19 protein-coding genes, 1 tRNA gene and 5 pseudogenes are annotated in these 22,080 nt (G+C 72.7%); 11 read left to right on the top strand and 14 right to left on the bottom strand.

Annotation, left to right across the window (positions count from 1 at the left end; genetic code table 11):
* Window positions 1–65: 65 nt before the first annotated feature.
* The 3 genes and pseudogenes from ABZZ38_RS25625 to ABZZ38_RS25615 form a co-directional block, all read right to left on the bottom strand.
* Entirely contained in the window at window positions 66–290 is a 225-nt protein-coding gene (locus ABZZ38_RS25625) for a zinc ribbon domain-containing protein (protein ID WP_356744036.1), read from the bottom strand.
* A 9-nt stretch (window positions 291–299) separates the two neighbouring features.
* Window positions 300–1,649: a hypothetical protein gene (locus tag ABZZ38_RS25620; protein WP_356744034.1), complete on the bottom strand. Its 1,350-nt coding sequence runs from the start codon at window positions 1,647–1,649 to the stop codon at window positions 300–302.
* Window positions 1,650–1,720: 71 nt separating this feature from the next.
* Window positions 1,721–2,517: pseudogene (locus ABZZ38_RS25615) on the bottom strand (DUF4097 family beta strand repeat-containing protein).
* A gap of 179 nt (window positions 2,518–2,696) precedes the next feature.
* Here ABZZ38_RS25615 and ABZZ38_RS25610 point away from each other — a divergent pair.
* Both ABZZ38_RS25610 and ABZZ38_RS25605 read left to right on the top strand, forming a co-directional pair.
* Window positions 2,697–2,768 (top strand) — tRNA-Val (locus ABZZ38_RS25610).
* Window positions 2,769–2,948: 180 nt separating this feature from the next.
* Window positions 2,949–3,485: a helix-turn-helix transcriptional regulator gene (locus ABZZ38_RS25605; RefSeq protein ID WP_356744032.1), complete on the top strand. Its 537-nt coding sequence runs from the start codon at window positions 2,949–2,951 to the stop codon at window positions 3,483–3,485.
* 36 nt (window positions 3,486–3,521) lie between these two features.
* On the opposite strand, the pseudogene ABZZ38_RS25600 reads toward ABZZ38_RS25605, so the two are convergent.
* The 3 genes and pseudogenes from ABZZ38_RS25600 to ABZZ38_RS25590 form a co-directional block, all read right to left on the bottom strand.
* A pseudogene (locus tag ABZZ38_RS25600) lies at window positions 3,522–3,590 on the bottom strand (hypothetical protein); the annotation flags it as partial.
* 1,477 nt (window positions 3,591–5,067) lie between these two features.
* The gene (locus ABZZ38_RS25595; RefSeq protein ID WP_356744030.1) at window positions 5,068–5,445 is read right to left on the bottom strand and encodes a hypothetical protein; all 378 of its coding nucleotides are present in this window, start codon (window positions 5,443–5,445) and stop codon (window positions 5,068–5,070) included.
* On the bottom strand, window positions 5,442–6,032 hold the full coding sequence (locus ABZZ38_RS25590; RefSeq protein ID WP_356744028.1) for a TetR/AcrR family transcriptional regulator: 591 nt from the start codon (window positions 6,030–6,032) through the stop codon (window positions 5,442–5,444). The genes ABZZ38_RS25595 and ABZZ38_RS25590 overlap by 4 nt, the downstream gene beginning before the upstream one ends.
* Before the next feature lie 201 nt (window positions 6,033–6,233).
* Between ABZZ38_RS25590 and ABZZ38_RS25585 the strand changes: the two genes are divergently transcribed.
* The 3 genes from ABZZ38_RS25585 (at window position 6,234) to ABZZ38_RS25575 (ending at window position 7,610) form a co-directional block, all read left to right on the top strand.
* Window positions 6,234–6,548, top strand: coding sequence for a hypothetical protein (locus tag ABZZ38_RS25585; RefSeq protein WP_356744026.1), 315 nt, complete (start codon window positions 6,234–6,236; stop codon window positions 6,546–6,548).
* A gap of 564 nt (window positions 6,549–7,112) precedes the next feature.
* On the top strand, window positions 7,113–7,283 hold the full coding sequence (locus ABZZ38_RS25580; protein WP_356744024.1) for a hypothetical protein: 171 nt from the start codon (window positions 7,113–7,115) through the stop codon (window positions 7,281–7,283).
* Between the two features lie 72 nt (window positions 7,284–7,355).
* Entirely contained in the window at window positions 7,356–7,610 is a 255-nt protein-coding gene (locus ABZZ38_RS25575) for a DUF2277 domain-containing protein (protein WP_356744022.1), read from the top strand.
* On the opposite strand, the gene ABZZ38_RS25570 is transcribed toward ABZZ38_RS25575, so the two are convergent.
* The 6 genes and pseudogenes from ABZZ38_RS25570 to ABZZ38_RS25545 all read right to left on the bottom strand — a co-directional run.
* Window positions 7,564–8,166, bottom strand: coding sequence for a VTT domain-containing protein (locus ABZZ38_RS25570; RefSeq protein ID WP_356744054.1), 603 nt, complete (start codon window positions 8,164–8,166; stop codon window positions 7,564–7,566). The genes ABZZ38_RS25575 and ABZZ38_RS25570 overlap by 47 nt on opposite strands.
* Window positions 8,167–8,229: 63 nt before the next feature.
* Window positions 8,230–8,691 (bottom strand): DoxX family protein, encoded by a 462-nt coding sequence (locus tag ABZZ38_RS25565; protein WP_356744052.1) that lies wholly within the window; start codon window positions 8,689–8,691, stop codon window positions 8,230–8,232.
* 65 nt (window positions 8,692–8,756) lie between these two features.
* Window positions 8,757–10,628: an FAD/NAD(P)-binding protein gene (locus ABZZ38_RS25560; protein ID WP_356744020.1), complete on the bottom strand. Its 1,872-nt coding sequence runs from the start codon at window positions 10,626–10,628 to the stop codon at window positions 8,757–8,759.
* A 260-nt stretch (window positions 10,629–10,888) separates the two neighbouring features.
* The gene (locus tag ABZZ38_RS25555; protein ID WP_356744018.1) at window positions 10,889–12,574 is read right to left on the bottom strand and encodes an alkaline phosphatase D family protein; all 1,686 of its coding nucleotides are present in this window, start codon (window positions 12,572–12,574) and stop codon (window positions 10,889–10,891) included.
* Window positions 12,575–12,697: 123 nt separating this feature from the next.
* Entirely contained in the window at window positions 12,698–13,342 is a 645-nt protein-coding gene (locus tag ABZZ38_RS25550) for an HNH endonuclease family protein (protein ID WP_356744016.1), read from the bottom strand.
* A gap of 313 nt (window positions 13,343–13,655) precedes the next feature.
* Window positions 13,656–14,192 (bottom strand): annotated as a pseudogene (locus ABZZ38_RS25545) (transposase); the annotation flags it as partial.
* A 334-nt stretch (window positions 14,193–14,526) separates the two neighbouring features.
* Here ABZZ38_RS25545 and ABZZ38_RS25540 point away from each other — a divergent pair.
* The 5 genes and pseudogenes from ABZZ38_RS25540 to ABZZ38_RS25520 form a co-directional block, all read left to right on the top strand.
* Window positions 14,527–14,625 (top strand): annotated as a pseudogene (locus ABZZ38_RS25540) (dihydrofolate reductase); the annotation flags it as partial.
* Between the two features lie 29 nt (window positions 14,626–14,654).
* Window positions 14,655–15,497, top strand: coding sequence for an alpha/beta hydrolase (locus ABZZ38_RS25535; protein WP_356744014.1), 843 nt, complete (start codon window positions 14,655–14,657; stop codon window positions 15,495–15,497).
* 242 nt (window positions 15,498–15,739) lie between these two features.
* Window positions 15,740–15,829 (top strand): annotated as a pseudogene (locus tag ABZZ38_RS25530) (IS5/IS1182 family transposase); the annotation flags it as partial.
* Between the two features lie 82 nt (window positions 15,830–15,911).
* Window positions 15,912–16,649 (top strand): ABC transporter permease, encoded by a 738-nt coding sequence (locus tag ABZZ38_RS25525; RefSeq protein ID WP_356744012.1) that lies wholly within the window; start codon window positions 15,912–15,914, stop codon window positions 16,647–16,649.
* Window positions 16,650–17,247: 598 nt separating this feature from the next.
* Window positions 17,248–17,832, top strand: coding sequence for a TMEM165/GDT1 family protein (locus ABZZ38_RS25520; protein WP_356744010.1), 585 nt, complete (start codon window positions 17,248–17,250; stop codon window positions 17,830–17,832).
* Here the strand turns inward: ABZZ38_RS25520 and ABZZ38_RS25515 are convergent.
* Both ABZZ38_RS25515 and ABZZ38_RS25510 read right to left on the bottom strand, forming a co-directional pair.
* A complete protein-coding gene (locus ABZZ38_RS25515) occupies window positions 17,804–18,505 on the bottom strand; it encodes an HAD-IA family hydrolase (protein WP_356744008.1) in 702 nt (233 codons plus the stop codon). The genes ABZZ38_RS25520 and ABZZ38_RS25515 overlap by 29 nt on opposite strands.
* Before the next feature lie 329 nt (window positions 18,506–18,834).
* The gene (locus ABZZ38_RS25510) at window positions 18,835–19,650 is read right to left on the bottom strand and encodes a peptidoglycan-binding domain-containing protein (RefSeq protein WP_356744006.1); all 816 of its coding nucleotides are present in this window, start codon (window positions 19,648–19,650) and stop codon (window positions 18,835–18,837) included.
* A gap of 369 nt (window positions 19,651–20,019) precedes the next feature.
* On the opposite strand from ABZZ38_RS25510, the gene ABZZ38_RS25505 reads away from it, so the two are divergent.
* Complete coding sequence (locus ABZZ38_RS25505) at window positions 20,020–22,068, top strand: MFS transporter (protein ID WP_356744004.1); 2,049 nt, start codon at window positions 20,020–20,022, stop codon at window positions 22,066–22,068.
* Window positions 22,069–22,080: the final 12 nt, after the last annotated feature.

Raw genomic sequence — 22,080 nt, 5'->3', positions numbered from 1 at the left:
CACGGTCGGGGCGCGGCCGATCGGCAGGGTCGCCGGCGGGTGACGCCGGGGTCGCCGGGCGGGGATCAGCCGCAGCAGCCTCCGCCGCAGCACCCGCCTCCGCCTCCGCCGCCGCTTCGCGCGGGCGCGGCGCCGCCCTTCGCCGTACCGCCGACGGCCACGGCCGACAGCAGCTTGACGGTGTCGTCGTGTCCGGCGGGGCAGGCGGCAGGGGCGGAGGACTCGGCCATGGGGCGGTTCAGCTCGAAGGAGTCCCCACAGGTGCGGCAGCGGTATTCGTATCGAGGCATGGCCACAGATTAGCGGCGAGCGCCACCGCCCCGTTCCTCACGAATCAGCTCCACGGCATGGGCGACCGTGGTCCGCACGGCCTCCGTCTCGCGCAGGAAGCGCCAGTAGTCGGGGTGACGGCCCTCCAGCCCGGCAATGGCCCGCTCCAGCCGGGCGACGGAGTCGTCGAGGGGACGGGCGTGCCGGGGGTCGGGGGTGGTGCGGCCGGCCATGGCGAGGCGCTGGGCGTCGCGGATGGCGAACCGGGTGCGCTCGATCTCCTGCTGCGGGTCCTCGGCGACGGCGTTCAGCCGGCGCAGCCGTTCGCCGGCGGCCGAGACGGCCTCGTCGGTGCTGTTGAGCAGCGCCCGTACGGTGGTGAGGAGGGCGGTCGTGTCGGCCCAGCGCTGTTCGGCGTGGGCGAGTTCCGCTTCCTTCAGCCTCTCCTCGGCCTGGCGGACGTTCTTCGCGGCCTGCTCGGGCACGGGCTGGAGGTCCTGCCAGCAGGCGACGGTGTAGCGGCGGCGCAGTTCGCTGAGGACGGGCTCGACGGCGGCGGCGCGGTGGGCCAGCGCCTGGGCCCGGGTACGCAGGGAGACGAGCCGTTTGGCCATCTCGGCGGCGCGCTCGGGCAGCCGCTCGGCCTCCATCCGTACGGCCTCGGCGTCCCGGACGACGCGGTCGGCGCGCTGGAGGGTGTCGGTGACGCCGTGGTGGCCGGCGCCCTGGTTGAGCCTGGTGAGTTCGGGGGCCAGCGCGGCGAGCCGGGCCGCGAGGTCATCGGCTCGCATTCCGGAGCTCCGCACCGCGTCGAGAGCGGTGCTCGCGGAGAGGAGCGCCGCCCTCGCCCGCTCCACGGCGGGCGCCAGCCGCGCCAGCTGCGTCTCCGCCTTGTCGAGCAGCGGCCCCAGCCCCTGCTCGAACCGGTCCAGCTCGCCCTTGACCCGTACGAGCGCGTCCTTGGCCCGGTTGAGCTCACCGCGCGCGCGTGCGGCGACGGAGGCCTCCAGGCCGTCCCGGTCCAAGTCGTACGCGTCGACTGCGGTGATGTACGCGTGGCTCACCTCGTCGATGCGCCGCCCGAGCGCCGCGAAGTCGTCCGCCGCGCGCCGCGCGGCGGGGGAGCCGTCCACCGCCGTGATCGTCTCGATCGAGATCCGCAGATCACGCTGCGCGGTGTCCAGCTCGTAGAACGCCGCCGCGGCGGCGTCCTTGGCGGCCTGCGCGTCGGCGCGCTGACTCTCGCCACGTCCGCCGAACCAGCGGCGCGTACCCCCACCTGCGAAGGCGGCCGGGGCGGCCGCGATCAGCAGCGGCACCGGCAGCAGCACCAGCGCGAGCAGGTCCTTCGCGTACCGCCGCGCGTGTGTCGCCGTCACATCCCGCTCCCGTGCCGTGTCCGCCCCTGCCGGTCAATTCTCCCACCAGTAAGGACGAACACACCGGCCCGTTAGTTCGCCGTACGCACGGTCACTTCCCCGTTGTCACTGCGGGCCTTCACCACGTGGGCGCTGCTCTCGTCGGTCGGCACGTCCACCGTGACGTCTCCGTTGTCGCTCCGCGCGGTCACGGCGTACGCGACCTCGTGCCCGCTGCCGCCCGGGCCGCCGGGCAGCTCGATGCTGATCGAGCCGTTGTCGCTGACGGTCTCCACCCGGTCGGGCACGCCGCGAGGGCCAGCCGCACCTCACCGTTGTCGGCGCGCGCGATGACGTTCCTGGACGTGGACCGCTCGACGGCGATCTCCCCGTTGCCGCTCTGCACGTCCAACGGCCCCGAGCCGTCGCGCACGACCACCTTGCCGTTGTCGGACCGGATCCTCAGCGCCGTACGGAACCCGTCGGCGGTCACGGCCCCGTGGTCGTTCTCCACCGTGACGGCGACGGCGCGCGGCACCCTCACCTCGTACCGGGCCCGACAGTTGCTGATCATCGCGTCGCACCCCAGCCGCAGCGTGAGCTTCCCGCCCTCCATGCCCCACCGGGCCTCCGGCCCCTCACCCGCGACCACCCACCCGTCGACCTGCCGGGTGACCTCCACGTCCTCCACGTCGGCGGGCACCAGCACCAGCTCGGAGTCGTCCGAGTCGATCGTCAGCGCCCGCCCCTCGAACGGAAACGTCTTCCGCTCCACCGGCGCCCCCGCCACGTCGGTGCTCCCGCACCCCCCGACCCCGAGCGCCACCAGCACGACTCCGCCGACGGCGACGAACGAACGGTGACGGTGGATACGGCGTCCGGCCACGATGACCCCCGGGTAGCGCTGCTGTGTGCCCTTCACGCCACGTAAACGCACGACACCCCACGATCCGGCCGTCCACCGTCCCGGGGGTGGGGACAACCCCCGACTCCGTCCCACGCCACAGGTCCGGGCCATGGGTTTGCGGGATGCACCGGTGTGCCATGTACGCTGTTGCCTCACTCCACGGGTGCGTAGCTCAGGGGTAGAGCGCTGCTCTTACAAAGCAGATGTCGGCGGTTCGAAACCGTCCGCGCCCACAGCGAGAAACAGCAGGTGAAAGCCTGATTGGGCCCTCCAGTCGATCTTGACTGGAGGGCCTTCTCTCTTCGCGGGGCCACATCGAGGCCACAAATCCCCACCGAGGTCGCCCCTGAGGTCACCCGCTCGGTAGGTTCCGGCCTCCGGTCTTTTCGAACCTGATTCGTGAGCGCAGGACGGTGCCACGCTCCACCCCACCGCCGGACCACGTCCTCGCAACACGGCCACAGATCGGCGAGCAGATCCGCGCGGCACGACTCCACGGGAACCTCACCCAAGAGTCGGTGGCGAACCGAATCGGCCTCGATCGGCCCTCGTACAACCGCATCGAGCAGGGTCATCAATCGGCATCGCTCGACGCTCTCGACCTCATTGCCGACGCGATCGGCGTCCCCCTCGCCGACCTCGTACGGTGGGGCCCGGCCGGCCGCGACGGGGGGGGCTCGGCCGGAGGGGGCGGTCGGGGTCAGCCCTTCGGCTCCGGCACGATGAAGGCGGGCACCCCGGCGGGCCTCCTGGCCGGTCCCGGCGGCCGCCCATGCGGGGGCGAGGCGAGCCCGCAGATGCTCTGCGGGCGGCGCCTCCTCGTCCGCAGGAAGCGGGAAGGCGTCCACGGCGGCACGGACGGCGGCGAGCCGCGGATGACCCGGCCCGCTGAACAGATCGACGTGCATGGACTGGTCCCCTGTGAGCTCGGCAAGATCACGGACGCGTAGCACCTCCGCGATCCGCCGGACCACTACGAGCCGGGGCACCTTCAGCCGTCCTTCTTCGAGCGCCCGCACCCACGAGGCGCTCTTGCCGCCGAGCAGACCGCCCATCTGGACGCGTGTCATGCCGCGGCGAGTCCGGAGGATCCTCAGCCGCTGCCCGAAGGCGACGGGGCTGTCGTACGGGTCCGGGGTTGCATCGGATGACACAGCCTTGCCCTCCCTCTGTGAGGCTCGACACTCACAGGCTATGGGGCAAGGTCTCTCTCGTGTGAGTCCGAACGCACAAAAACGCTCCCTGCCCGGCCCCTTGAGTTCCAGCGGTCATCGCAACACCCGAACTCCCAACATGAGAATGACCTCACCAGCGAGGCCCTCGTCATCCCTTCCGAAATCAACAGGGGCGGGCGGTTGGACCGTAGGCGGCACGTCACTCAGCGCGCCGCGCCGGGGTCAGGCCACCGGGCGGGCTCGATGATGCGGCTCGGGTACTGCAGCCACACAACCGTCAGCGCTCTCCAGCGTTGATCTCGGGAATGCTGTCGAAGGGCTCGATGAACGACCAAGCCGACGGCCTCGGTGCCGAGTTGCATGAGGGCCCGCCCGTTCGTACGGTCTGGTTCCCTGCGATGCCGAGCCAGAGCCCGTCGGCCCGAAGCTGGGTGTGGAGGGCGTGTCCGCACAGGACGAAACGGCCGCTGCGACTGCCGCAGCCGCTGCGGGACTCGGCGTGAGCCGCCCCATCATCAGGTGCGTGCGCCAGTACGCCACCACGTGATTGCCGACGCAGTCACGAACGGGGGTGCCCGCTCCGGCACGAGCACGTCCGGCCAACTGGCGAGGTTCGTGTGTGCGGTTCGAGCACGCAGCCGTCTCGTCGTCCCGGTCCTCCCGTGAATCCAAGGGCCACGTATCTGTCGGCCGCCCAGGTCGCATAACGCTGCGCGGCGATCCTGTGGGGCTTGCCATGGGAAAGCAGGGCAGCCCTTGGAGGCGCTGACGCTTGAAACCTCATTTCTTGAATGGGTTACCGGATTTCCCCAGTGGGGCGACACGTTGTACAGGAGTACGGTGGAAAGTGAAGTCCAATCAGGGCCGCGGCGGTCGTTCGGGCCCATGAGGAGATTCCCGTGAAAATCAAGCGTTCAATAACTGTCGTGCTGACAAGTCTCGTACTCGCCTTCGGCGGGGCCGCACTCGGTGCTACCCCGGCGTCGGCCGGAGGCGGCGGGGAAAGCCCCTGTCAGATCGGAGCCTCCGCTGGTGCGGGCGCAGTCGTGGGCGGGGGCGGCGCCGCTGCCGGCTCCTGGGCACAGGTCGGCTGCAAGTAGGCAGCGACCGGGCTGCGCGCAAATCCACGAGTGGTCGTGCAAGAGTGGCTGGAAAGCCTCTCTGGCGGCCACTTCGGCAATCAAGGAACTGTCTGGCGACCGGCTTGCGCCGCTCAATGAGTGGCGGCTGGTCGCATTTCGCGTACTTCCCCCGGCTCCCATGCCTCACCGTACGCACAGTGGTTGAGCGGAAGCCGCCTTGTTTCCGCGACTCGCCAGGCATGCAGACGGTCCAGGCGTTCACACGGTCCAGGAATTCAGGCGGTCCCGGCTGCGGCCAGTGCCGCCACCGGCAGCAGCAGCATCCACTGGGGCAGGCGCAGGAGTGGTTTCGACCAGCCGGCCGTCAGGGACACGGCGAGGAACACGCCCGAGTAGGCGACGAAGTGGGCCGCGAGGAGCCAGGCGATGGTGGTGCCGCCGTCTCGTTCGCGCAGGCCCAGCCAGATCAGGGCTGCGGCGGCCAGGGCCAGGTCGGCGGTGACCATGTGCCACACCGCGTGCAGGACGCGCCGGGGTTCCTCGGTGAGGTTGCCGGCCAGCAAGGGTCGGACCACGTCACGGCCGCCCGCGACGAAGTGAAGGGCGGCGACCGCCGCGGCGGTTGTGCCGGCGATGAGGAACCAGGCGTTCATCGGGTCTCGATTCCGCGGCCGACCATGGCGGCCAGTTGAGGGGCGAGCCGGGGGTGGGGTTGCCCGCCCACCAGCCCGACGTGGAAGAAGACGGCGCCGGCGAGGGTGTCGAGAACCAGGTCGACCGGGACATCGGGGCCGGCCTCACCGCGCTGGACGGCTCGCTCGAACACGGCCACCAGACCGTCCTTGGCCGGGGCCAGGAACTGGGTCCGGATACGGCTCCGCAACGTGGGGTCGGCGGAGAAGTCGGCCAGCAGGCCCGGCAGCGCAGCGGCGGCGGCCGGGGCGGAGAACTCCTGGATCAGGGCTTCCAACAGCGCCGTCAGGTCGCCGGCCAGGCTGCCGGTGTCGGGAACCTCGGCCGCCTCGGTCTCGGTGAAGACCGCCTCGTACACCAGCTCCGCCTTGCCCGACCAGCGCCGGTAGACGGTGTCCTTGCCGACACCCGCCCGGGCCGCCACGGCCCCGATGGAGGTGGCCGCGTAGCCGAGTTCGGTCACGAGCTCGGTCGCGGCGGTCAGGATCGCCCGGTGGGCGCGAATGTCTCGGGGGCGCCCACGAGGGGCGTCGCTGGGAACCGTCATGGGATAACCATACGGGACGACCCGTTGGGTAAGTGCCCGGGGCGGTTCGGGGAGGCCGCCGGAACGGTGGGGAACCGCTCGCCGATCTTGTACGTCCCTCCCGGGCGTGGGGCGAATGGGGGGCGGGGCGGTATGCCTGGAGCGGGCGTGGACATCGATCGTGGGCGGCGGGCGAGGGGTGGGCTCTGGGTGCCCGGGCTCGTGAATCTCGGCTTGGGCGTGCCGGCGATGGTCCCGCTCCACCTCGTGCGGTGGTTGGTGGTCGCCTACCTGCCGATGGACTGCCGCAGCGTGGACGACCTGGCTCGCCCCGGGCTCACCAACTGCGACTATCACACGCTCGATCACGCGGGTGCGGTGATGGTGCTGCTGGCGGTGACAGGGCTGTTCACGCTGGTGACCATCCTCATCGTGGACGTGCTCCTGCCGCTGCGGCGCGGTGCCCGGCTCGGCAGGTGGCTCGGCGCGGCCACGCTGGTCCCTGTGCCGTTCGCCGTGTGCCTGGCGCTGACCTGAGGGGCTACCCGGGGTTTGCCCCACCCGCGGACTCCCGCTGATGGATGTCGCGCCGCCGCGTTCGTGATCATGCTGGGCCGTGACACGGCAACGGCGAGGAGCGCCGTCATGCGGACCATGCGGAGCGCCTCCCATGGGGGCGGAAGGCCGGCGGGGCGGCGCCCTTGGGGCGGTCGGGCGCTCGCGGTGCTGACGAACCGCGACCGAGGCGACCGAGGCGATTGAGGTGACCGAGGCGGGGGTGGGGCCGGCGGGCCGGCCCCGGCGGGGGTCAGGAGTTGGGGTGCTTGCCGTGGTTGGCCTTGCGGTTCTTGCGGGTGCGGCGCTTGTTCCCTCGCTTGGACATGGCGCGCATCTCCCTTGAATCGGCGCATAGGGGACCTTCGCCATTCCAGGTTCCGCCCCGGAGCCGCGCACCAGGCGGCGAACCGTCGCAGTGGCGTCGCCGTACGCGCCCGGAGCGCACCCGGGCCGGGGTGCCGTGCGCCTTCCCGGAGGCGGTGCCGGGTGGTGATCCTGCGGGCGGGGACTCGATCGGCTCATGACGCAGGGAGGCGGTTCGGCATGGCTCGTAGGCAGTCGAAGTGCGGCGCGTGTACCAAGCACGGCGGGCGTTGTCAGCGGCTCGCCATGATCGGGGCCTCGCGGTGCAACCTGCATCGCGGGGACTGGGCCACGTACACGATCGACCGGTTAAGGGAGCGGGAGCGGGAGCGCAAGCGCCGCAAGCGGTGACCGGGGGCCGTGGCCGGAAGCGGTGACAGGGAGGGGCGCGACGGGAAGGGCGGGCGGAGGGAGACTGGAGGCATGTGCCGCAGCATCAAGACCCTCCGCCCGCCCGTACTCGCCCACGAGGCCACCGAGGAGGACGTCCGCGCCGCCGCCCTCCAGTACGTCCGCAAGGTCTCCGGGTTCCGCGCCCCGGCCGCCCACAACCGGGAGGCCTTCGAGCGCGCCGTCGAGCAGGTCGCCGAGGCGACACAGTCGCTGCTCGACGGTATCGAGGTGCGGGGGGCTAGGCAGCAGGCGCGGGTGCGGGCGTCTGCGTCGGACGCCGTATGACGTATCCCGCCAGGCTGCCCGCCAGTACGAGTGCCAGGGCCGGGACCGCCACGCCGGTCCATGTCGCGCCCAGCCACTGGCCGCCGAAGTAGCCGAGGCCCACGCCGTACGTCGCCCAGGCCGCGCCCGCCAGCGCCGACCAGGGCAGGAACTGGCTGGCCTTGCGCCGCGCCGCGCCCGCGCCGAGCGAGACCACCGAGCGGCCGGCCGGTACGAAGCGGGCGATCACGACGAGCAGGCCGCCGCCCCGGGCGAGCGCCGTGCCGAGACGTTCCCGCGCGGTGACCAGGCGGCGCGAGCGGGCGATGGCCCGGTCCAGGCGCTCACCGCCGCGCCAGGCCAGGCGGTACGCGACGAGGTCGCCGAGCAGGGAGGCGGTGGCCGCGCACAGGGCGAGGGTGAGCAGTGAGCCGGTGCCCGTCGCGGCGGCGGTCGCGGCCGTGATCACCAGAAGTCCGCTCGGCAGGACCGGCAGGAAGACGTCCAGGAGGACGGAGGCGGCCACCGCCGCGTAGATCCAGGGGCCGGCGGTCAGTGACCCCACGCTTTCGAGCACCTTCACCCGTACACTTTCCGGTCCCGTGACGCAGGGCGGCTGACAGGGACACAGCGTACGGCGTCACGCGGCGACCGGGCTGCCCTTTTCCCGGCGCTCGGCGGCGCCGGACGTACCGGACGCGCGGGAGCCGAACAGGCTGCCCAGGGACAGCGCGCCGGGGCCGGTGAAGACCAGGAGCAGCAGCGCCCAGCAGAAGACCGCCGGGACCTCGCCGCCGTTCTCCATCGGGAACAGGCCCATCGGCTGGTGGACCGTGAAGTACGCGTACGCCATTGACCCGGAGGCGATGAACGCGGCGGCGCGGGTGCCGAGGCCCAGCAGCACCAGGCCGCCGCCGACGAGCTGGATCACCGCCGCGTACCAGTTGGGCCAGGTGCCGGCCGGAACGGTGCCGCCGGTGCCGGCCGCGCCGCCCAGGACGCCGAAGAGCGAGGCGGCGCCGTGGCACAGGAACAGCAGGCCGATGACGATCCGGAAGAGGCCGAGCGCGTACGGCCGGGACGTATCGAGTTTCGCGCGGATCGAGGACATGGGTGGGCTCCGTTCGGCTGGGGACGATACCGATGAGGCCTCCACGTTAGGCTCCCCTAATCAATACTTGCAAGTTCAACATTCGAGGGGTCGTGCACCGGCGTGGCCGCGAGCAGAGCCGCCCGGGCGACCGCGTCCGCGTCCGACAGGGTCACCGAGTCGACCCCGGGCCGGGCGCCCGCCGCCGTCACCCAGTGCACGCCCTCCGTGGGAACCCCCAGCGCGAACCGCCGTGCGTGTGCCCGCCCCTGGCGGTCCACCAGGCGGTACGGGCGCGGCGTCACATCCAGTCCGCCGGTGTCGTAACCGTCGACGGTGTGCGTCCGGCACGCACCCGTGCGCAGCAGCTCCGCCAGCAACGCGTCCCCGGTGCGCCGCAGGTCCGGCTCCGGCAGCCGCGCCTCGACGAGCGTGGTCGCCGTCACGGCCGAGCCGGGGACGTCCGGGGAGGCGGCGGTGAACACGCCGCCCTCCGCGCGGACATCGAGCCGGGGGCCGATCACGTCCAGCACCCCGGCCTCGATCAGCGCGGCCATCTCCTCGATGCGGCGGCGCGGCGGGCCGATGGACAGGAAGGCGTTCAGCGGCGTGTACCAGCGGTCCAGGTGGTCGCGGCGCGACGCGCCCGGCAGGCCGGCGTGGTCCACGATCTGCCGCAGCTCGTTGCGGATGTCGCGCAGGACGTCCAGCGCGGCCTTCAGCGGGCCCCTGACATTGCCGAGCGCCGCACGGGCGGCGTCCCGGCGCAGGTACGCCAGCAGCCAGGCGCGGTGCTCCTCCGGCGAGCGGAACGTTTCGTCACCGTACGGGCGTGAGAGCCGCTCCCAGGACCAGCGGTCGGCCGCGGGGACGCCGAAGGCGTCGAGGGTGGCCCGCGGGTCGGACAGGAAGCGGGCGCGGAAGCCGGTGATGTCCGGCAGCAGCGCCTCGTAGTACGTCGTCTCGACCTCCAGCGCCACCAGCGGCCAGATCTCGGCCAGGAAGTCCGGAGGGTCGCCCGCGTCCGCCCGTTTGCGGAACGTCTCGATGACGTCCGGCGTCAGCACCAGCGGCTCGTGCCGCTCCGAGGGCCCCTTCTCGTTGTCGCCGCGCGCCTGGTACGGCACCCCGCGCCGCGACCCCGCGTACAGGCGCGGCTCCCGCCCCGAGGGGCGGTACGCCAGCCGGTCACCGTCCCGTACGAAGACGCCGCCGCGGCCGGTCGTCAGCAGGGCCATGTGGTCGAAGAAGTTGAGGCCCAGGCCCCGCAGCAGCACCGGCTCGCCGGGGGCGAGCGCCGACAGGTCGAGGTCCGCGGGGTTGGCGGGCGGCAGGTACCGCAGCCCGTGGCGGTCCGCGTACGCGCCCAGGGTGGCCTCCGGGCGTCCGGGCACCGTCGGCAGGTGCCCCTGCGCGAGGACGACCGCCCCGAGGCCCGTGAGCACCGTGCCGTCGTCCAGGGTGAGCGTCTGCGGCCCGCGCTCCCCGTCCACGGCGCGCCCGCCCCCCGTGGAGTCGTCGAGGCGTACCGCGCGGGCCCGGTGGACCCGTACGGTCACCTCCGGCGGCGCCTCACGCACCGTGCGCGCGAACGCCCACTCCAGATAGGCGCCGTACAGGGCGCGGGTGGGGTAGTCGTCGGGGCCGAGTCCGTACGCGCGCGTGGCGGCCCATTCGTACAGGCTCGGCCCCGGGCGTATCGGCCCCTCGCAGCGCACGCTGGCGTCGGTGAACACCGTGACCTGCGACGCGACCGTGTTCATCAGCAGCTCGGCCGGCTGGTCGGTGCGCCACACCCGGCCGGGGCCCGGCGGGGCGGGGTCGATGACATGGATCGTCAGCGGGGCCCCCGGGGCCAGTTCCGGGGCGGAGGCGCAGAGCCGTTCGAGCACCGACGTGCCGCGCGGACCGGCGCCGACCAGGGCTATGGCATGGGGAACTGCGGACAAGACTCGTACTCCCGGGGCAGGGGGGCGCGGCAAGCGGAACGCTCATCATGCCGCTGTCCCCACCCCCACCGAACCCTTGGGTGGAGCCTTACCGTCCGCTATGGGCGGGATGGGGTAGGTCCTGAACGGGACGTTCACACGACGTTCACAGCCAGAGGTCACTGCCCGGAGGTCCCACCGCCCGGAGGTCACCGCCAAGCGGTCAGCGCCCGGACGTCACCGCCCGCAGGTCTCACCGCCCGAAGGTCACCGCCAAGCGGTCAGCGCCCGGACGTCAGTGTCTCCTCCTGTACGGTCACGAGGCCGGAGTCCTCCTGAGCGTGCTCCAGCCGCAGGTCCGCCGACCGCCCGCGCAGCGTCAGCGTCATCAGCTGGTTGCCGAACCACGGCCCGCCCGTCCGGCGCCAGTCGACGACCGGCCGCCCGCTCCGGCCGTGCCGTGCCAGGACGCGCCCGAGACGTCGTCCCGCGCGCCCCCAGCCGAAGCGGAACGCCCAGCGAAGCGAGCGCGGGATGCGGTTGTGCACCGGCGAACACGTCAACTGGAGCACCCGCGCGTCGGGGACGGCCTCCGGCCACGCCCGCCACTGCGGCTCCGCGATGTACGCGTGGTGGACGTCGCCCGACAGTACGCACACCGTCGCCGGGGCGCCGGGACCGGTGCCCGCCTCCGCCAGCAGCCGCGTCAGCCGCTCGAACGACTCCGGGAAAGCCGCCCAGTGTTCCAGGTCCGCCTTCCGGCGCACGGCCTCCGACAACCGCGCCCAGCGCGCCCCCCGCTCACCCCGGCACAGCCGGGCGTTCCAGGTCTCGGCGTCGTGCATGAACGGCGGCAGCAGCCACGGCAGGGAGGTGCCCACCAGCAGGTGGTCGCAGTCCGCCCGGTCGGCCAGCGCCTCCTCGCGCAGCCAGCGCTCCTCCGTCGCTTCGAGCATGGACCGCCGCTTCTCGTCCAGGACCCGGGCCGCCCGGGTGTCCGCCATCAGCAGCCGGGTCCGCCCGAAGTCGCGCCGGTAGCTCCACCGCACCGTGGTCGGATCCTCGTCCGCCCCGGCGGCGAACTCGCGCAGCAGCTCCGTCCCGTCCGGCACGGAGCGCACCGCCGTGTACAGGGGGTCGGCGTCCAGCTCGGCGGGGGAGAGGTTGCCCAGGTGCTGGTGGACCCAGTACGACATCAGCCCGCTCAGGATCCGCTCCCGCCACCACCCGGTGCGGCGCATGTCCGCGACCCAGGCCGCGCTGGTGTTCCAGTCGTCGACGACGTCGTGGTCGTCGAAGATCATGCAGCTGGGCACGGTGGAGAGCAGCCAGCGCACGCCGCTGTCGAGCCAGGATTCGTAGTAGAGGTGCGTGTACTCCTCGTAGTCCGCGACCTGCGGCCCCGGTGGTTCACGCAGGTCGCGGCGGTCCGCCAGCCAGCGGCGCGTCGCCGGGGACGTCTCGTCCGCGTACACCTGGTCGCCGAGGAGCAGCAGGACGTCGGGGCGTACGGCGTCGGGGTCGGCGCACAGCCGGGCGGCGAGCTTGTCCAGGGCGTCCGGACCTACCGGGTCCTTCCCGTCGCCCACCCTGCCCTCGCCGACCTTCCCGTCGCCGGGCGGCGCCGACCAGCGGCAGGACCCGAAGGTGATCCGCACCTCGTCGGAGGCCGGCCGGGGCGTGGTGATCGTGCTCGCCGGGTAGCGCGAGTCGGCGAGCGGCCACACCACGCGGCCGTCCAGCCGCACCTCGTAGGGGGTCGTGGTGCCGGGTGTCAGCCCGGTCACCGGGATCAGCGCGTAGTCGTGCCCGGCGATCCGGAACGTGCGGGTCTCGCCGCCGCCCCCGCCGGCGCACCGGACCTCCGCCGTGCAGGGGCGGTCCGCCTCGACCCAGATCGTCGCGCGTTCGCCCGCGTCCCAGTCGACGTACCGCAGGACCGGTCCCAACCGCAGTCCGGCTGCCATGCCGTGGCCTCCTCCGTCGCCCCGCCCGTATATATGTACGGTACGGAACGACGGAGGGCGGTGCGCGGTTTCGCCCGGCGCGGCACCGCGCGGTTTCGCCCGGGGCCCTTCGGGGCGGAACGCTCAGCAGCCGTTGAGGACCGACTGGAGCGCGCTCTTCTCGGCGGAGTCCACGCTCAGGTTCCAGTGGTGCTTCACGTGCACCCACATCCGGGCGTACGTGCAGCGGTAGGTGGTGCGCGGCGGCAGCCACTCGGCCGGGTCAAGATCGCTCTTGGCCTGGTTGACGTCGTCGGTGACGGCGATCAGCTGCGGGCGGGACAGGTCGTTGGCGAAGGCCTGGCGCTGGGACGTCGTCCAGCCGCTCGCACCCGAGCGCCACGCCTCGGCGAGGGCGACGACGTGGTCGATGTCGAGGTCCGATGCCGCGCGCCAGGTGGCGCCGTCGTACTCGGAGTACCAACTGCCGCTGACCGCCGCACAGCTGGAGTCCTGGACGACGTTCACGCCGTCGCGCTTGAGGACGATTTCGCGGGTGTTGCAGGTGCCCGACTGGGTGCTCCAGTGCGGGAACAGATCCCGGCTGTAGCCGCTGGAGGAACCTTCCGCCCTGACCGTCAGCTGACCCAGGTACGTGCGGGCCGTGGAGGCGCTGATCGGGGTGGGCGGGGCGGCCTGGGCCGCCGGGGCGGTGGCCAGGACGCCGGTGGCGGTGAGGGCGGCGGACGCGGCGAGCACGGCTATTCGACGCGCGTAGACACCGGGCATGACGTTCTCCTTCGAGGCGGGGGGTGGTGACCGCGCCGCCCGGGGTCGGGCAGCTCGGTCAGCGTGGCGGCGCCAGGTTTCCGCAGGGGGTGCGCCAGGTAACAGCGTGACGACATGGGCACGTCACATCAAGGGGGTGTCATGAATACGTCACCGCCCACGAGGCGCCTGGCGCGGGCTTTCTGACCTGCCGACAGATGGCTTGTACCGCTTTGGACGGTGTCCTGGGTGGTGATCGCTCGCTGGGCTGTCCATGGGGAGGGGGCGTGGGGCCGGACGCCCGGGCCGGCCCGACAGCACGGACGACGGACGGGCGGTGCCCCTTGGCGCCGGCCCCGGCCGACAGTCTCTGCCAGGCCCGCTCGGGCACCTTCGCGGCCAGGGCATCCGCGCGGCACTTCCCCGCACCGCTGGTGACTTCGCGGGAGCAGGTGACGGCAAGCACGTAGCCGGTACCGCGCTCTTCCGGCGCGAACCGCGGCTGGGGTTGCCGCCGTAGACCTCGTCGCCTGCGACCCGGCCCAGGCGGTGCCCGGCGTCGAGGCACCGGCCGATCATGCGGGCGGCGAGTTCCGGCGTGGTCGCGAGAACAGTGCCCTCGCCCAGGCCCGCCGCCCCGCAGCGGTCCGGGTTGCACGTCGACGAGCGCGGGATGCAGCTCGCGGTCCACCGCCGCGTGCCCCCGGCGGCCCGCGTGGACGAGGTGGACGGCGACCTGCGCGTTTTCGATCCTGCCGGCGGTGCCGGTGCACTGGCGCCGGACACCGATGGTGTGCGTGTCCTTCTTCACCTCCCCGGTCGAGTCCCTCACCCGGCGCCGGGGCTCAACCCGCGCGAACCGGCCCGCTATCCGGCCCGTCAAGACCCCGAACGCCTCCTGCCGGCGGGCAGGGTCTGCGCTGTGACCCGCGGCCACCACAAGATTTCAGTCTTCACACACGGATGATCAGCGGTGGCCGTACCCGTCAATCAGCCGGTATTGAGCGCTCCAAGTGGTTGTGGCCGCGCTCCACGTCGAACGTCGCAGTCATCACGGAAGCGCGGTCGCAACCCTTCAACCGGCCATTCCGAGCACCGAAGAGGCCCTACGCTTTGACCTGCGCATATGCGTTACCGAGTTCGCATCCGCCACACGCTTCATGCGTGAGCGATGAGTTTGGGCGGCGGATCGGGTCTGCCCTGGCATGACTCGAATCATTGCTGACATCCCCGTCTCTCTCGACGGCTTCGTCACCGGGCCCGACCCCAGCCCGGACAACGGTCTGGGCACCACCGGCGACGCACCCGGCCTACGACGTCTCCCGGTGATCCGATGACCACTGTCGACGCCAATGAGATCGCCTTGGGCATCGAGTCGTTCGGTGACGACGACGCGCCCCTCGTCCTGCTCGCGGGCGGGACGACGATGCTTTCCTGGCCCGACGCGCTGTGCGAGCGCCTCGCCGCCGGCGGCCGCCGTGCGGTGCGCTACGACCTGCGCGACAGCGGGGAGTCGACGACGACGGATCCGGAGGCGCCCGCCTACACCTTGCGCGGCCTCGCCGCGGACGCGGCGGCCCTTGCCGACGCGCTCGGCGGGGGGCCTGCGCACCTCGCGGGGATCGGCGTCGGCGGGATGGTCGCCCAGGTGGCCGTGCTCGACCATCCGGGCGCGTTCTCGGCGCTCACCCTGGTCGGCACCCGCGCGGTTGCCCCTGGCCCGCCGGACGACGACCTCCCCGACCATGACCAGGCGACGATGAGCCGGCTGTTCGCGCGTCCGATGCCCGATTGGACCGACCGCGAGGCGGTTGCGGAGTTCGCCGCCGCCGGCGCGGAGATCCTCGGCAACGACCCCGTCGCCGCGCGTGCAATCGCTGGGCGCATCTGGGACCGCACGCCCGGCACCGCACCACCGGTCCAGATGGCCAACCAGATGGGCATGGTGTTTTCCAGGCTCGACTGCAAACCCCGCTGGCGCGAGCGCCTGCCCGGGATCGAGGTCCCCACGCTCGTCGTCCACGGGCGCCGCGACCCGTTCTTCCCCGTCGGCAACGGCGAGGCGATCGCGCGCGAGATCCCCGGGGCACGGCTGCTCGTCCTCAAGGAAGCCGCCACCGCGATCCCCGATGCGGCGGTCGGCGAGGTCGCCGAGGCGATGCTCACACTCGGATAGAGGACGGCGGGTGTCGCGCGGGTCGGGCCTCCACGCAGCAGTGGACGCCGGAGGCTCGATCCGCCCGCGCGCCCGCGATCGGCACGATTCCAACCCGAGGTCGTCCAGGACGCTTCTCTCGATCCATGCCCCGTAAACCCACGGCTTCTGCCGTCAGCGCTCCACGTCGAACGTCATAGTCATCACGCAAGCGCGGCCACAACCAACGGGAAACCCTGGCGCGCAGATGGCTACGAGGCAAGCGCGTCGGCGTGCGCATGGCCCGCAAAGGCATCGAGTCCAGCAGACGGTTGGGCCGCCGCAGGTGGGTGATCGAGCGGACGACCTCGTGGCTTTGTGCTGCTACAAGTGACTGGTCCGCCTCACCACACAGGAAACCGTCCTAGACAAAGGAGGCCGTCCTAGGGTTGACGCGTGCTGCTGCCCGTCAATGTCACCTTCGGGGCGGTCCTCGCCGTCCTGCTCGTCTGTGCCGCCACCGTCGCGGCCTTCGCCCGGCTGCGGCCCCCGCGCGAGATCGTCACGGCGGGCGTGCGGGCGGCGGTGCAGCTCGGCGCCGTCTCGCTGGTCATCGGGTGGGTGGTCCGCGCCGTACCGCTGCTGCTGGCGTTCCTGCTGATGATGTACGCGGTCGCCGTACGCACCGCCGGGCGCCGCGTCACCCGCAACGGCACCTGGTGGTGGGCGGCCGTGCCCATCGCCGCCGGGGTCGTTCCGGTGGTGGCCGCGCTGCTGCTCACCGGGCTCGTGCCGGTGAAGGGCATCGCGCTGATCCCGGTGACGGGCATCCTCATCGGCGGCGCGCTCACCGCGACGGTGCTCGGTGGGCGGCGCGCGCTGGACGAGTTGGAGACCCGCCACGGCGAGGTGGAGGCGGGCCTGGCGCTCGGGCTGCCGGAGCGGGACGCCCGGCTGGAGGTGGCCCGGGAGGCGGCGGCGGACGCGCTCCTGCCGGGGCTGGACCAGACCCGGACGGTCGGGCTGGTCACGCTGCCGGGCGCGTTCGTCGGGATGCTGCTGGGCGGTGCGTCACCGGTGGAGGCGGGGGCGGTGCAGCTGTTCGTGCTGGTCGCGCTGATGGCCGTGCAGGGGGTCGCGGTGGCGTCGGTACTGGAGCTCATCGCGCGCGGGCGACTGCACCGGAGGTCGTAGTGAGCCGGGGCACGGGCCCGTGGAGCCGCCCGCGCAGGCGGAGGCGGGCGGCGCCCGCGCAGGCGGAGGCGGGCGGGTGCCCGCGTCCATCGGAGGCCGCCAGGTGCGCATCGGCGGGTCCGCCGGCGGCGGTGGCGGACGCGGGGGTGTGCCTGCGGCTTCGCCGGGCCCGTGGCGGACGTGAGCACGTCCCCGCACCCCCGGACGACGTCGCGTTCCGCACGGCAGGCGGGCAGGCGGGCAGGCGGGCAGGCGGGCAGGCGGGCAGGCGGGCGGGCGGTGACAGCGGGAGCCGGAGCCCATGCGGTCGCCGCCCTCCGGCCGCCCCCGGGAGTCCTCGCGGACGACGATCACGTACCCTGGACGGAGCAGAAGGGGAGTAGCTCTTCGCCGGAACGTCGACATACTGCCGGGCCTCGTGCCCGGCCGGCGCCCGGAGGCGGCCTCGTTCCGGGGCCCGCCAGCGAGACCTTCGGCAACAGCAGCGTCCATCCACGCGCGCGCCGGTGCGCGTGCCCATGGCCCTGCCGTGCCGGAGCGACCCCTGACACGTCTCTTCTCGGTACGGCGGAGCCCGACCGATTGAGGAATCCATCCCGTGCTCAGCCTCACGATCATGGCGATCACCTTCGGCGTCGTCTTCCTCGCCGAACTCCCCGACAAGACCGCCCTCGCCGGGCTCATGCTGGGCACCCGGTACCGCGCGTCCTACGTCTTCGCGGGTGTCGCCGCCGCCTTCGCCGTCCATGTCGCGCTCGCCGTCGCCGCCGGCAGCGTCCTGACCCTGCTGCCGCACCGGCTGGTGCAGGCGATGGTGGGCGTGCTGTTCCTGGCGGGCGCGGCGATGCTGCTGCTGAAGAAGGACGACGGCGAGGACGAGAAGATCAAGGCCCCGGCCGACCAGTCCTTCTGGAAGGTCTCCGGGGCGGGCTTCATGCTGATCCTGGTGGCCGAGTTCGGTGACCTGACGCAGATCATGACCGCGAACCTCGCCGCCCGCTACGACAACCCGTTCTCCGTCGGCATCGGCGCGGTCCTCGCCCTGTGGGCGGTCGCCGGCATCGGCATCCTGGGCGGCCGGACGCTCATGAAGTACGTACCGCTGCGACTGATCACCAGGATCGCCGCCTGCCTGATGCTCGCGCTGGCGGGCTTCAGCCTGTACGAGGCGCTCGCTCCGTAGGAGCCGCCCACGCGGTGACGTGGAGGCGGATCGTGCCGTCGGCATCCGCCTCCACGCGCACGTGCGTCAGGTCCGGCACGTGGACGTCCGGGGCGAAGGCGCCCGCGCGGGGGCCGACACCGACCACGCGCATCCCGGCGGCGCGGCCCGCCAGGATGCCGGCCTCGGAGTCCTCGAACACCACGCAGTCCGCCGGGGCGAAGCCCAGCTCGGCGGCGCCCTTCAGGAAGCCCTCCGGGTCCGGCTTGCTCGCCCCCACCAGCTCGGCGGTCACCCGCACCTCCGGCATGCGCAGCCCGGCCGCGCCCATGCGGGCCTGGGCCAGCGCCTCGTCGGCCGAGGTGACCAGGGCGTGCGGCAGGCCGGTGATGGCGTCCATGAAGGCGGGGGCGCCGCCGATCGGGACGACGCCGTCGAGGTCGGCCGTCTCCTCGGCGAGCATCGCGCGGTTGTCGGCGTGGTTCTCCGCCATGGGGCGCTCGGGCAGCAGCACCGCCATGGTCGCGTACCCCTGGCGGCCGTGGACCACCTTCAGCGCCTCCTCCGGGTCGAGCCCGTGCCGTACCGCCCAGCGGCGCCAGCAGCGCTCGACGACGGCGTCGGAGTTCACCAGCGTCCCGTCCATGTCGAGCAGGAGGGCCTTCGCGGCCAGGTACGGGGCGGCGGACGTCATCGACGGCTCCACGGGAGAGGTGGGGGAGAGAACGAAGTGGCCCGCCCGCCGGTCAGGGAATACGGGCGGGACCACTTTGTTCCTCCACGATACAAAACGTGCCCGCCCGGCGCCAGCCCGTACCGCCGCGGACCCGACGGCGTGGCCGTTCATGACGGCGCCGCCGGTGGTGGTGGTGGGCCTGGGTGCGGTGGGTGCGGCAGGGGGAGAACCGTCGTCCTCCCACGCGCGGGAGGCCGTGATGGTGCCGTAGGTCGAGCGCTCCGGCCTGTCGATGCCAGGGCCGGCGGCGGACCCACCTCACCGCGCACACCCAGCGATCCCGACGGTCACTGGTACGTGGTTTCCGCCTCCAGGGACCGGCGGGTCGCCGGGCCGTAGACGCCCCAGCCGTCGGCGTCGATCGCGCGGGCCCGCTGGTAGCGGAACACGCCTTCCTCGACGTTCTTGTCGTAGCGGCCGTGCGGGGGGCCGTCGTAGAGGCCCGCCTGGCGCAGGCGCTGCTGGAGTTCGGTGACCTCCGGGCCGCGGGATCCGCGGCTCAGCGTCGGGGCCGGTTCCGGCGCCGGGGCGGAGGTCGCGCCCCGGCTGCGGGACGGCGACGGCTGCCCGCCGCCCCGGCTCGGCGCCGTCGTCGCCGGTGAGGTCGACAGGAGCGACGCCGGCTCCGCACCCGGCGTGGCCGCGGAGGCGGACGGGGACGCGGACGCGGACGCCGATGCGGACGGGGAGGGGGACCCGGACGGCGACGCGGAGGACGAGACAGGCGCGGACGCGCTCGCCGACGCGGAGCCCGTCGCCGACGAGGACGGCGGTCCCACCAGCCCGCTCGGCCACGCGGGCCTGTGCGCCTCCAGGTCGGGCAGGACCCGGTCCGTCTCCTCTCCCCCCTCGAAGAGGCCCCCGGCCAAGGCCGCCGCGCACGCCACGGCCACCACGGCCACCGCCGCGCCGAACGCGGCGTACGGGCCGCGACGGGAACGGGTACGGGCCCGCGCCCTGGCGCGCGGGCCGGGCGTGACCACCGGCTCGGGCCCCGGGTCTTCCGGCCGTCCCGGCGCCGGGGTCGCGGACGCCGCGTACACGAGCATGGTGGTCTCGGCGTCGTCGTGGCCCATCGCGGCGGTCGATGGTTCGAGATTCACGTACGGGCCTATGCGCAGTGGCTCGAAATCGCCGGTGCAGCCGCAGCCCGTGCCCTGCGCCGCCGTACCGCACTCAGGACACATCCGTCCCGTCAACGTGGGTCCCCTCCCCTTGAACTGCCAGCGATTATGCAGCTTCGGCCCGATCCGCCCAACGTGCCCGAGGCCGCCGCCCCCTCCTCGGCAGGCCATATCCGGCCAGAACACCCAGGATGGGAGGGAAAAGCGGGGGTACGCGACTGAGCCGACAGCGGCAGCGGAACAGCAGCCGCCGGAACGACAGCCGCGGAACAGCAGGCGCGGAACAACAGGCGCAGCGAGGGACCGCGAGGACCGCGAGGGACTACGAGGGATTCGAGGGAGATGCCGATGGCGCAGGAAGTCAGCACCCCGGCCACCAGCCCCGCCCCGGGCCAGGGCAACAGCCACCGCACCGTCCTGGTCGCGATCGGGGCCCTGCTCCTCGGCATGCTCCTCGCCGCGCTCGACCAGACCATCGTCTCCACCGCCCTGCCGACGATCGTCAGCGAACTCGGCGGCATGGAACACCTCTCCTGGGTCGTCACCGCCTACATGCTGGCGTCGACCGCCGCGACCCCCCTCTGGGGCAAGCTCGGCGACCAGTACGGCCGCAAGAAGCTCTTCCAGTCCGCCATCGTGCTCTTCCTCATCGGCTCGGCGCTGTGCGGCATCGCGCAGAACATGCCGCAGCTCATCGCCTTCCGCGCCGTCCAGGGCCTGGGCGGCGGTGGCCTCATGGTGCTGTCCATGGCGATCGTCGGCGACCTCGTGTCACCGCGGGAACGGGGCAAGTACCAGGGCCTCTTCGGTGCCGTCTTCGGCGCGACCAGCGTCCTCGGCCCGCTGCTCGGCGGCCTGTTCACCGAGCACCTCTCCTGGCGCTGGGTGTTCTACATCAACCTGCCCATCGGCGTGGTCGCCCTCTTCGTCATCGCCGGAGTGCTGCACATCCCGGTGCGCTCCACCCGGCACACCATCGACTACCTGGGCACCTTCCTCATCGCCTCCGTCGCGACCTGCCTGGTCCTCGTCGCGTCGCTCGGCGGCACCACCTGGGCGTGGGGCTCCCCGCAGATCATCGGCCTCGCCGTCCTCGGCGCGGTCCTCCTGGTCTGGTTCGTCTCGGTGGAGCGGCGCGCCACCGAGCCCGTCCTGCCGCTGAAGCTCTTCCGGATCCGCACCTTCACACTCGTCTCCGTCATCAGCTTCATCGTCGGCTTCGCGATGTTCGGCGCGATGACCTACCTGCCGACGTTCCTCCAGGTCGTCCAGGGCGTCACCCCCACCATGTCCGGCGTGCACATGCTGCCCATGGTGTTCGGCATGCTCCTGACGTCCACCGCCTCCGGCCAGATCGTCAGCCGCACCGGCCGCTGGAAGGTCTTCCCGATCACCGGGACCGCCATCACCGCCCTCGGGCTGCTCCTGCTCCACCAGATGAGGGAGTCCAGCTCGACCGGCGAGATGAGCCTGTACTTCTTCGTCTTCGGCGCCGGTCTCGGCCTGGTCATGCAGGTCCTCGTACTGGTCGTGCAGAACGCCGTCGCCTACGAGGACCTCGGCGTCGCCACCTCCGGCGCCACGTTCTTCCGTTCGATCGGCGCCTCGTTCGGCGTGGCCATCTTCGGCACCGTCTTCACCAGCCGTCTCACCGGGAAGCTGTCCGAGGCGCTCGCCGGGCAGGAGACACCGCCCGGCGTCGGCGCCGAGCGGATCGCCGCCGACCCGCGCGCCATCGCCGAACTGCCGCCGCCGCTGCGCCCCGACGTCCTGCACGCGTACGCCACGTCCATCACCGACGTGTTCCTGTACGCGTCCCCCGTCGTCCTCCTCGCCTTCCTCGTCGCCTGGTTCCTGAAGGAGGACCGGCTGCGCGGCTCGGTCACCGCGCCCGACCCCAGCCAGACCCTCGCCTCCAACCCGGTCGAGCGGTCCTCGTACGACGAGTGCGCCCGCGCGCTCTCGGTGCTCGGCTCCCGCGAGGGCCGCAAGGCGATCTACGAGAAGATCACCGCCCGTGCCGGTCTGGACCTGCTGCCGGCCGCGAGCTGGCTGCTGCTGCGCGTACGGCGCCACGGGACCGTGGAGCCGGGGCGGCTCGCGGACACCACCCCCGTACCCATCAGGGCCATCACCGAGGCGGCCCGGCAACTGGAGGAGCGGCATCTGGTGCGCCGTGAAGGGCTCCAGTTGCTGCTCACCGACGCCGGCGTGGGCGTGGCCGCGCGACTGGCGCACGCCCGCGAGGAGTCCCTGGCGGAGCTGCTCGGCGACTGGTGGCGGCCGGAGCGGTCGACGGACCTGCTGCAACTGGTCCAGGAGCTGACGGCCGAACTGAGCGGCTCGACCCGGGAACGGCCGAGGACGCCCCCGCCACGCCGCAACCACGCCGCCTGACCCCGGCCGCGC

This window comes from Streptomyces sp. NPDC006368 (genome assembly GCF_040612535.1).
Taxonomy (GTDB): domain Bacteria; phylum Actinomycetota; class Actinomycetes; order Streptomycetales; family Streptomycetaceae; genus Streptomyces.
Note: the sequence above shows the minus strand (reverse complement) of the source record. Positions and strands in the feature narration are given on the sequence as shown.

Excerpts from the sequence above, each read along its gene's own strand:
- ABZZ38_RS25590 (WP_356744028.1), bottom strand. The coding sequence starts at position 6,032 with ATGACGGTTCCCAGCGACGCCCCTCGTGGGCGCCCCCGAGACATTCGC.
- ABZZ38_RS25580 (WP_356744024.1), top strand. The coding sequence starts at position 7,113 with ATGGCTCGTAGGCAGTCGAAGTGCGGCGCGTGTACCAAGCACGGCGGG.
- ABZZ38_RS25575 (WP_356744022.1), top strand. The coding sequence starts at position 7,356 with ATGTGCCGCAGCATCAAGACCCTCCGCCCGCCCGTACTCGCCCACGAG.
- ABZZ38_RS25515 (WP_356744008.1), bottom strand. The coding sequence starts at position 18,505 with ATGACGTCCGCCGCCCCGTACCTGGCCGCGAAGGCCCTCCTGCTCGAC.
- ABZZ38_RS25505 (WP_356744004.1), top strand. The coding sequence starts at position 20,020 with ATGGCGCAGGAAGTCAGCACCCCGGCCACCAGCCCCGCCCCGGGCCAG.
- ABZZ38_RS25535 (WP_356744014.1), top strand. The coding sequence starts at position 14,655 with ATGACCACTGTCGACGCCAATGAGATCGCCTTGGGCATCGAGTCGTTC.
- ABZZ38_RS25550 (WP_356744016.1), bottom strand. The coding sequence starts at position 13,342 with ATGCCCGGTGTCTACGCGCGTCGAATAGCCGTGCTCGCCGCGTCCGCC.
- ABZZ38_RS25555 (WP_356744018.1), bottom strand. The coding sequence starts at position 12,574 with ATGGCAGCCGGACTGCGGTTGGGACCGGTCCTGCGGTACGTCGACTGG.
- ABZZ38_RS25625 (WP_356744036.1), bottom strand. The coding sequence starts at position 290 with ATGCCTCGATACGAATACCGCTGCCGCACCTGTGGGGACTCCTTCGAG.
- ABZZ38_RS25595 (WP_356744030.1), bottom strand. The coding sequence starts at position 5,445 with ATGAACGCCTGGTTCCTCATCGCCGGCACAACCGCCGCGGCGGTCGCC.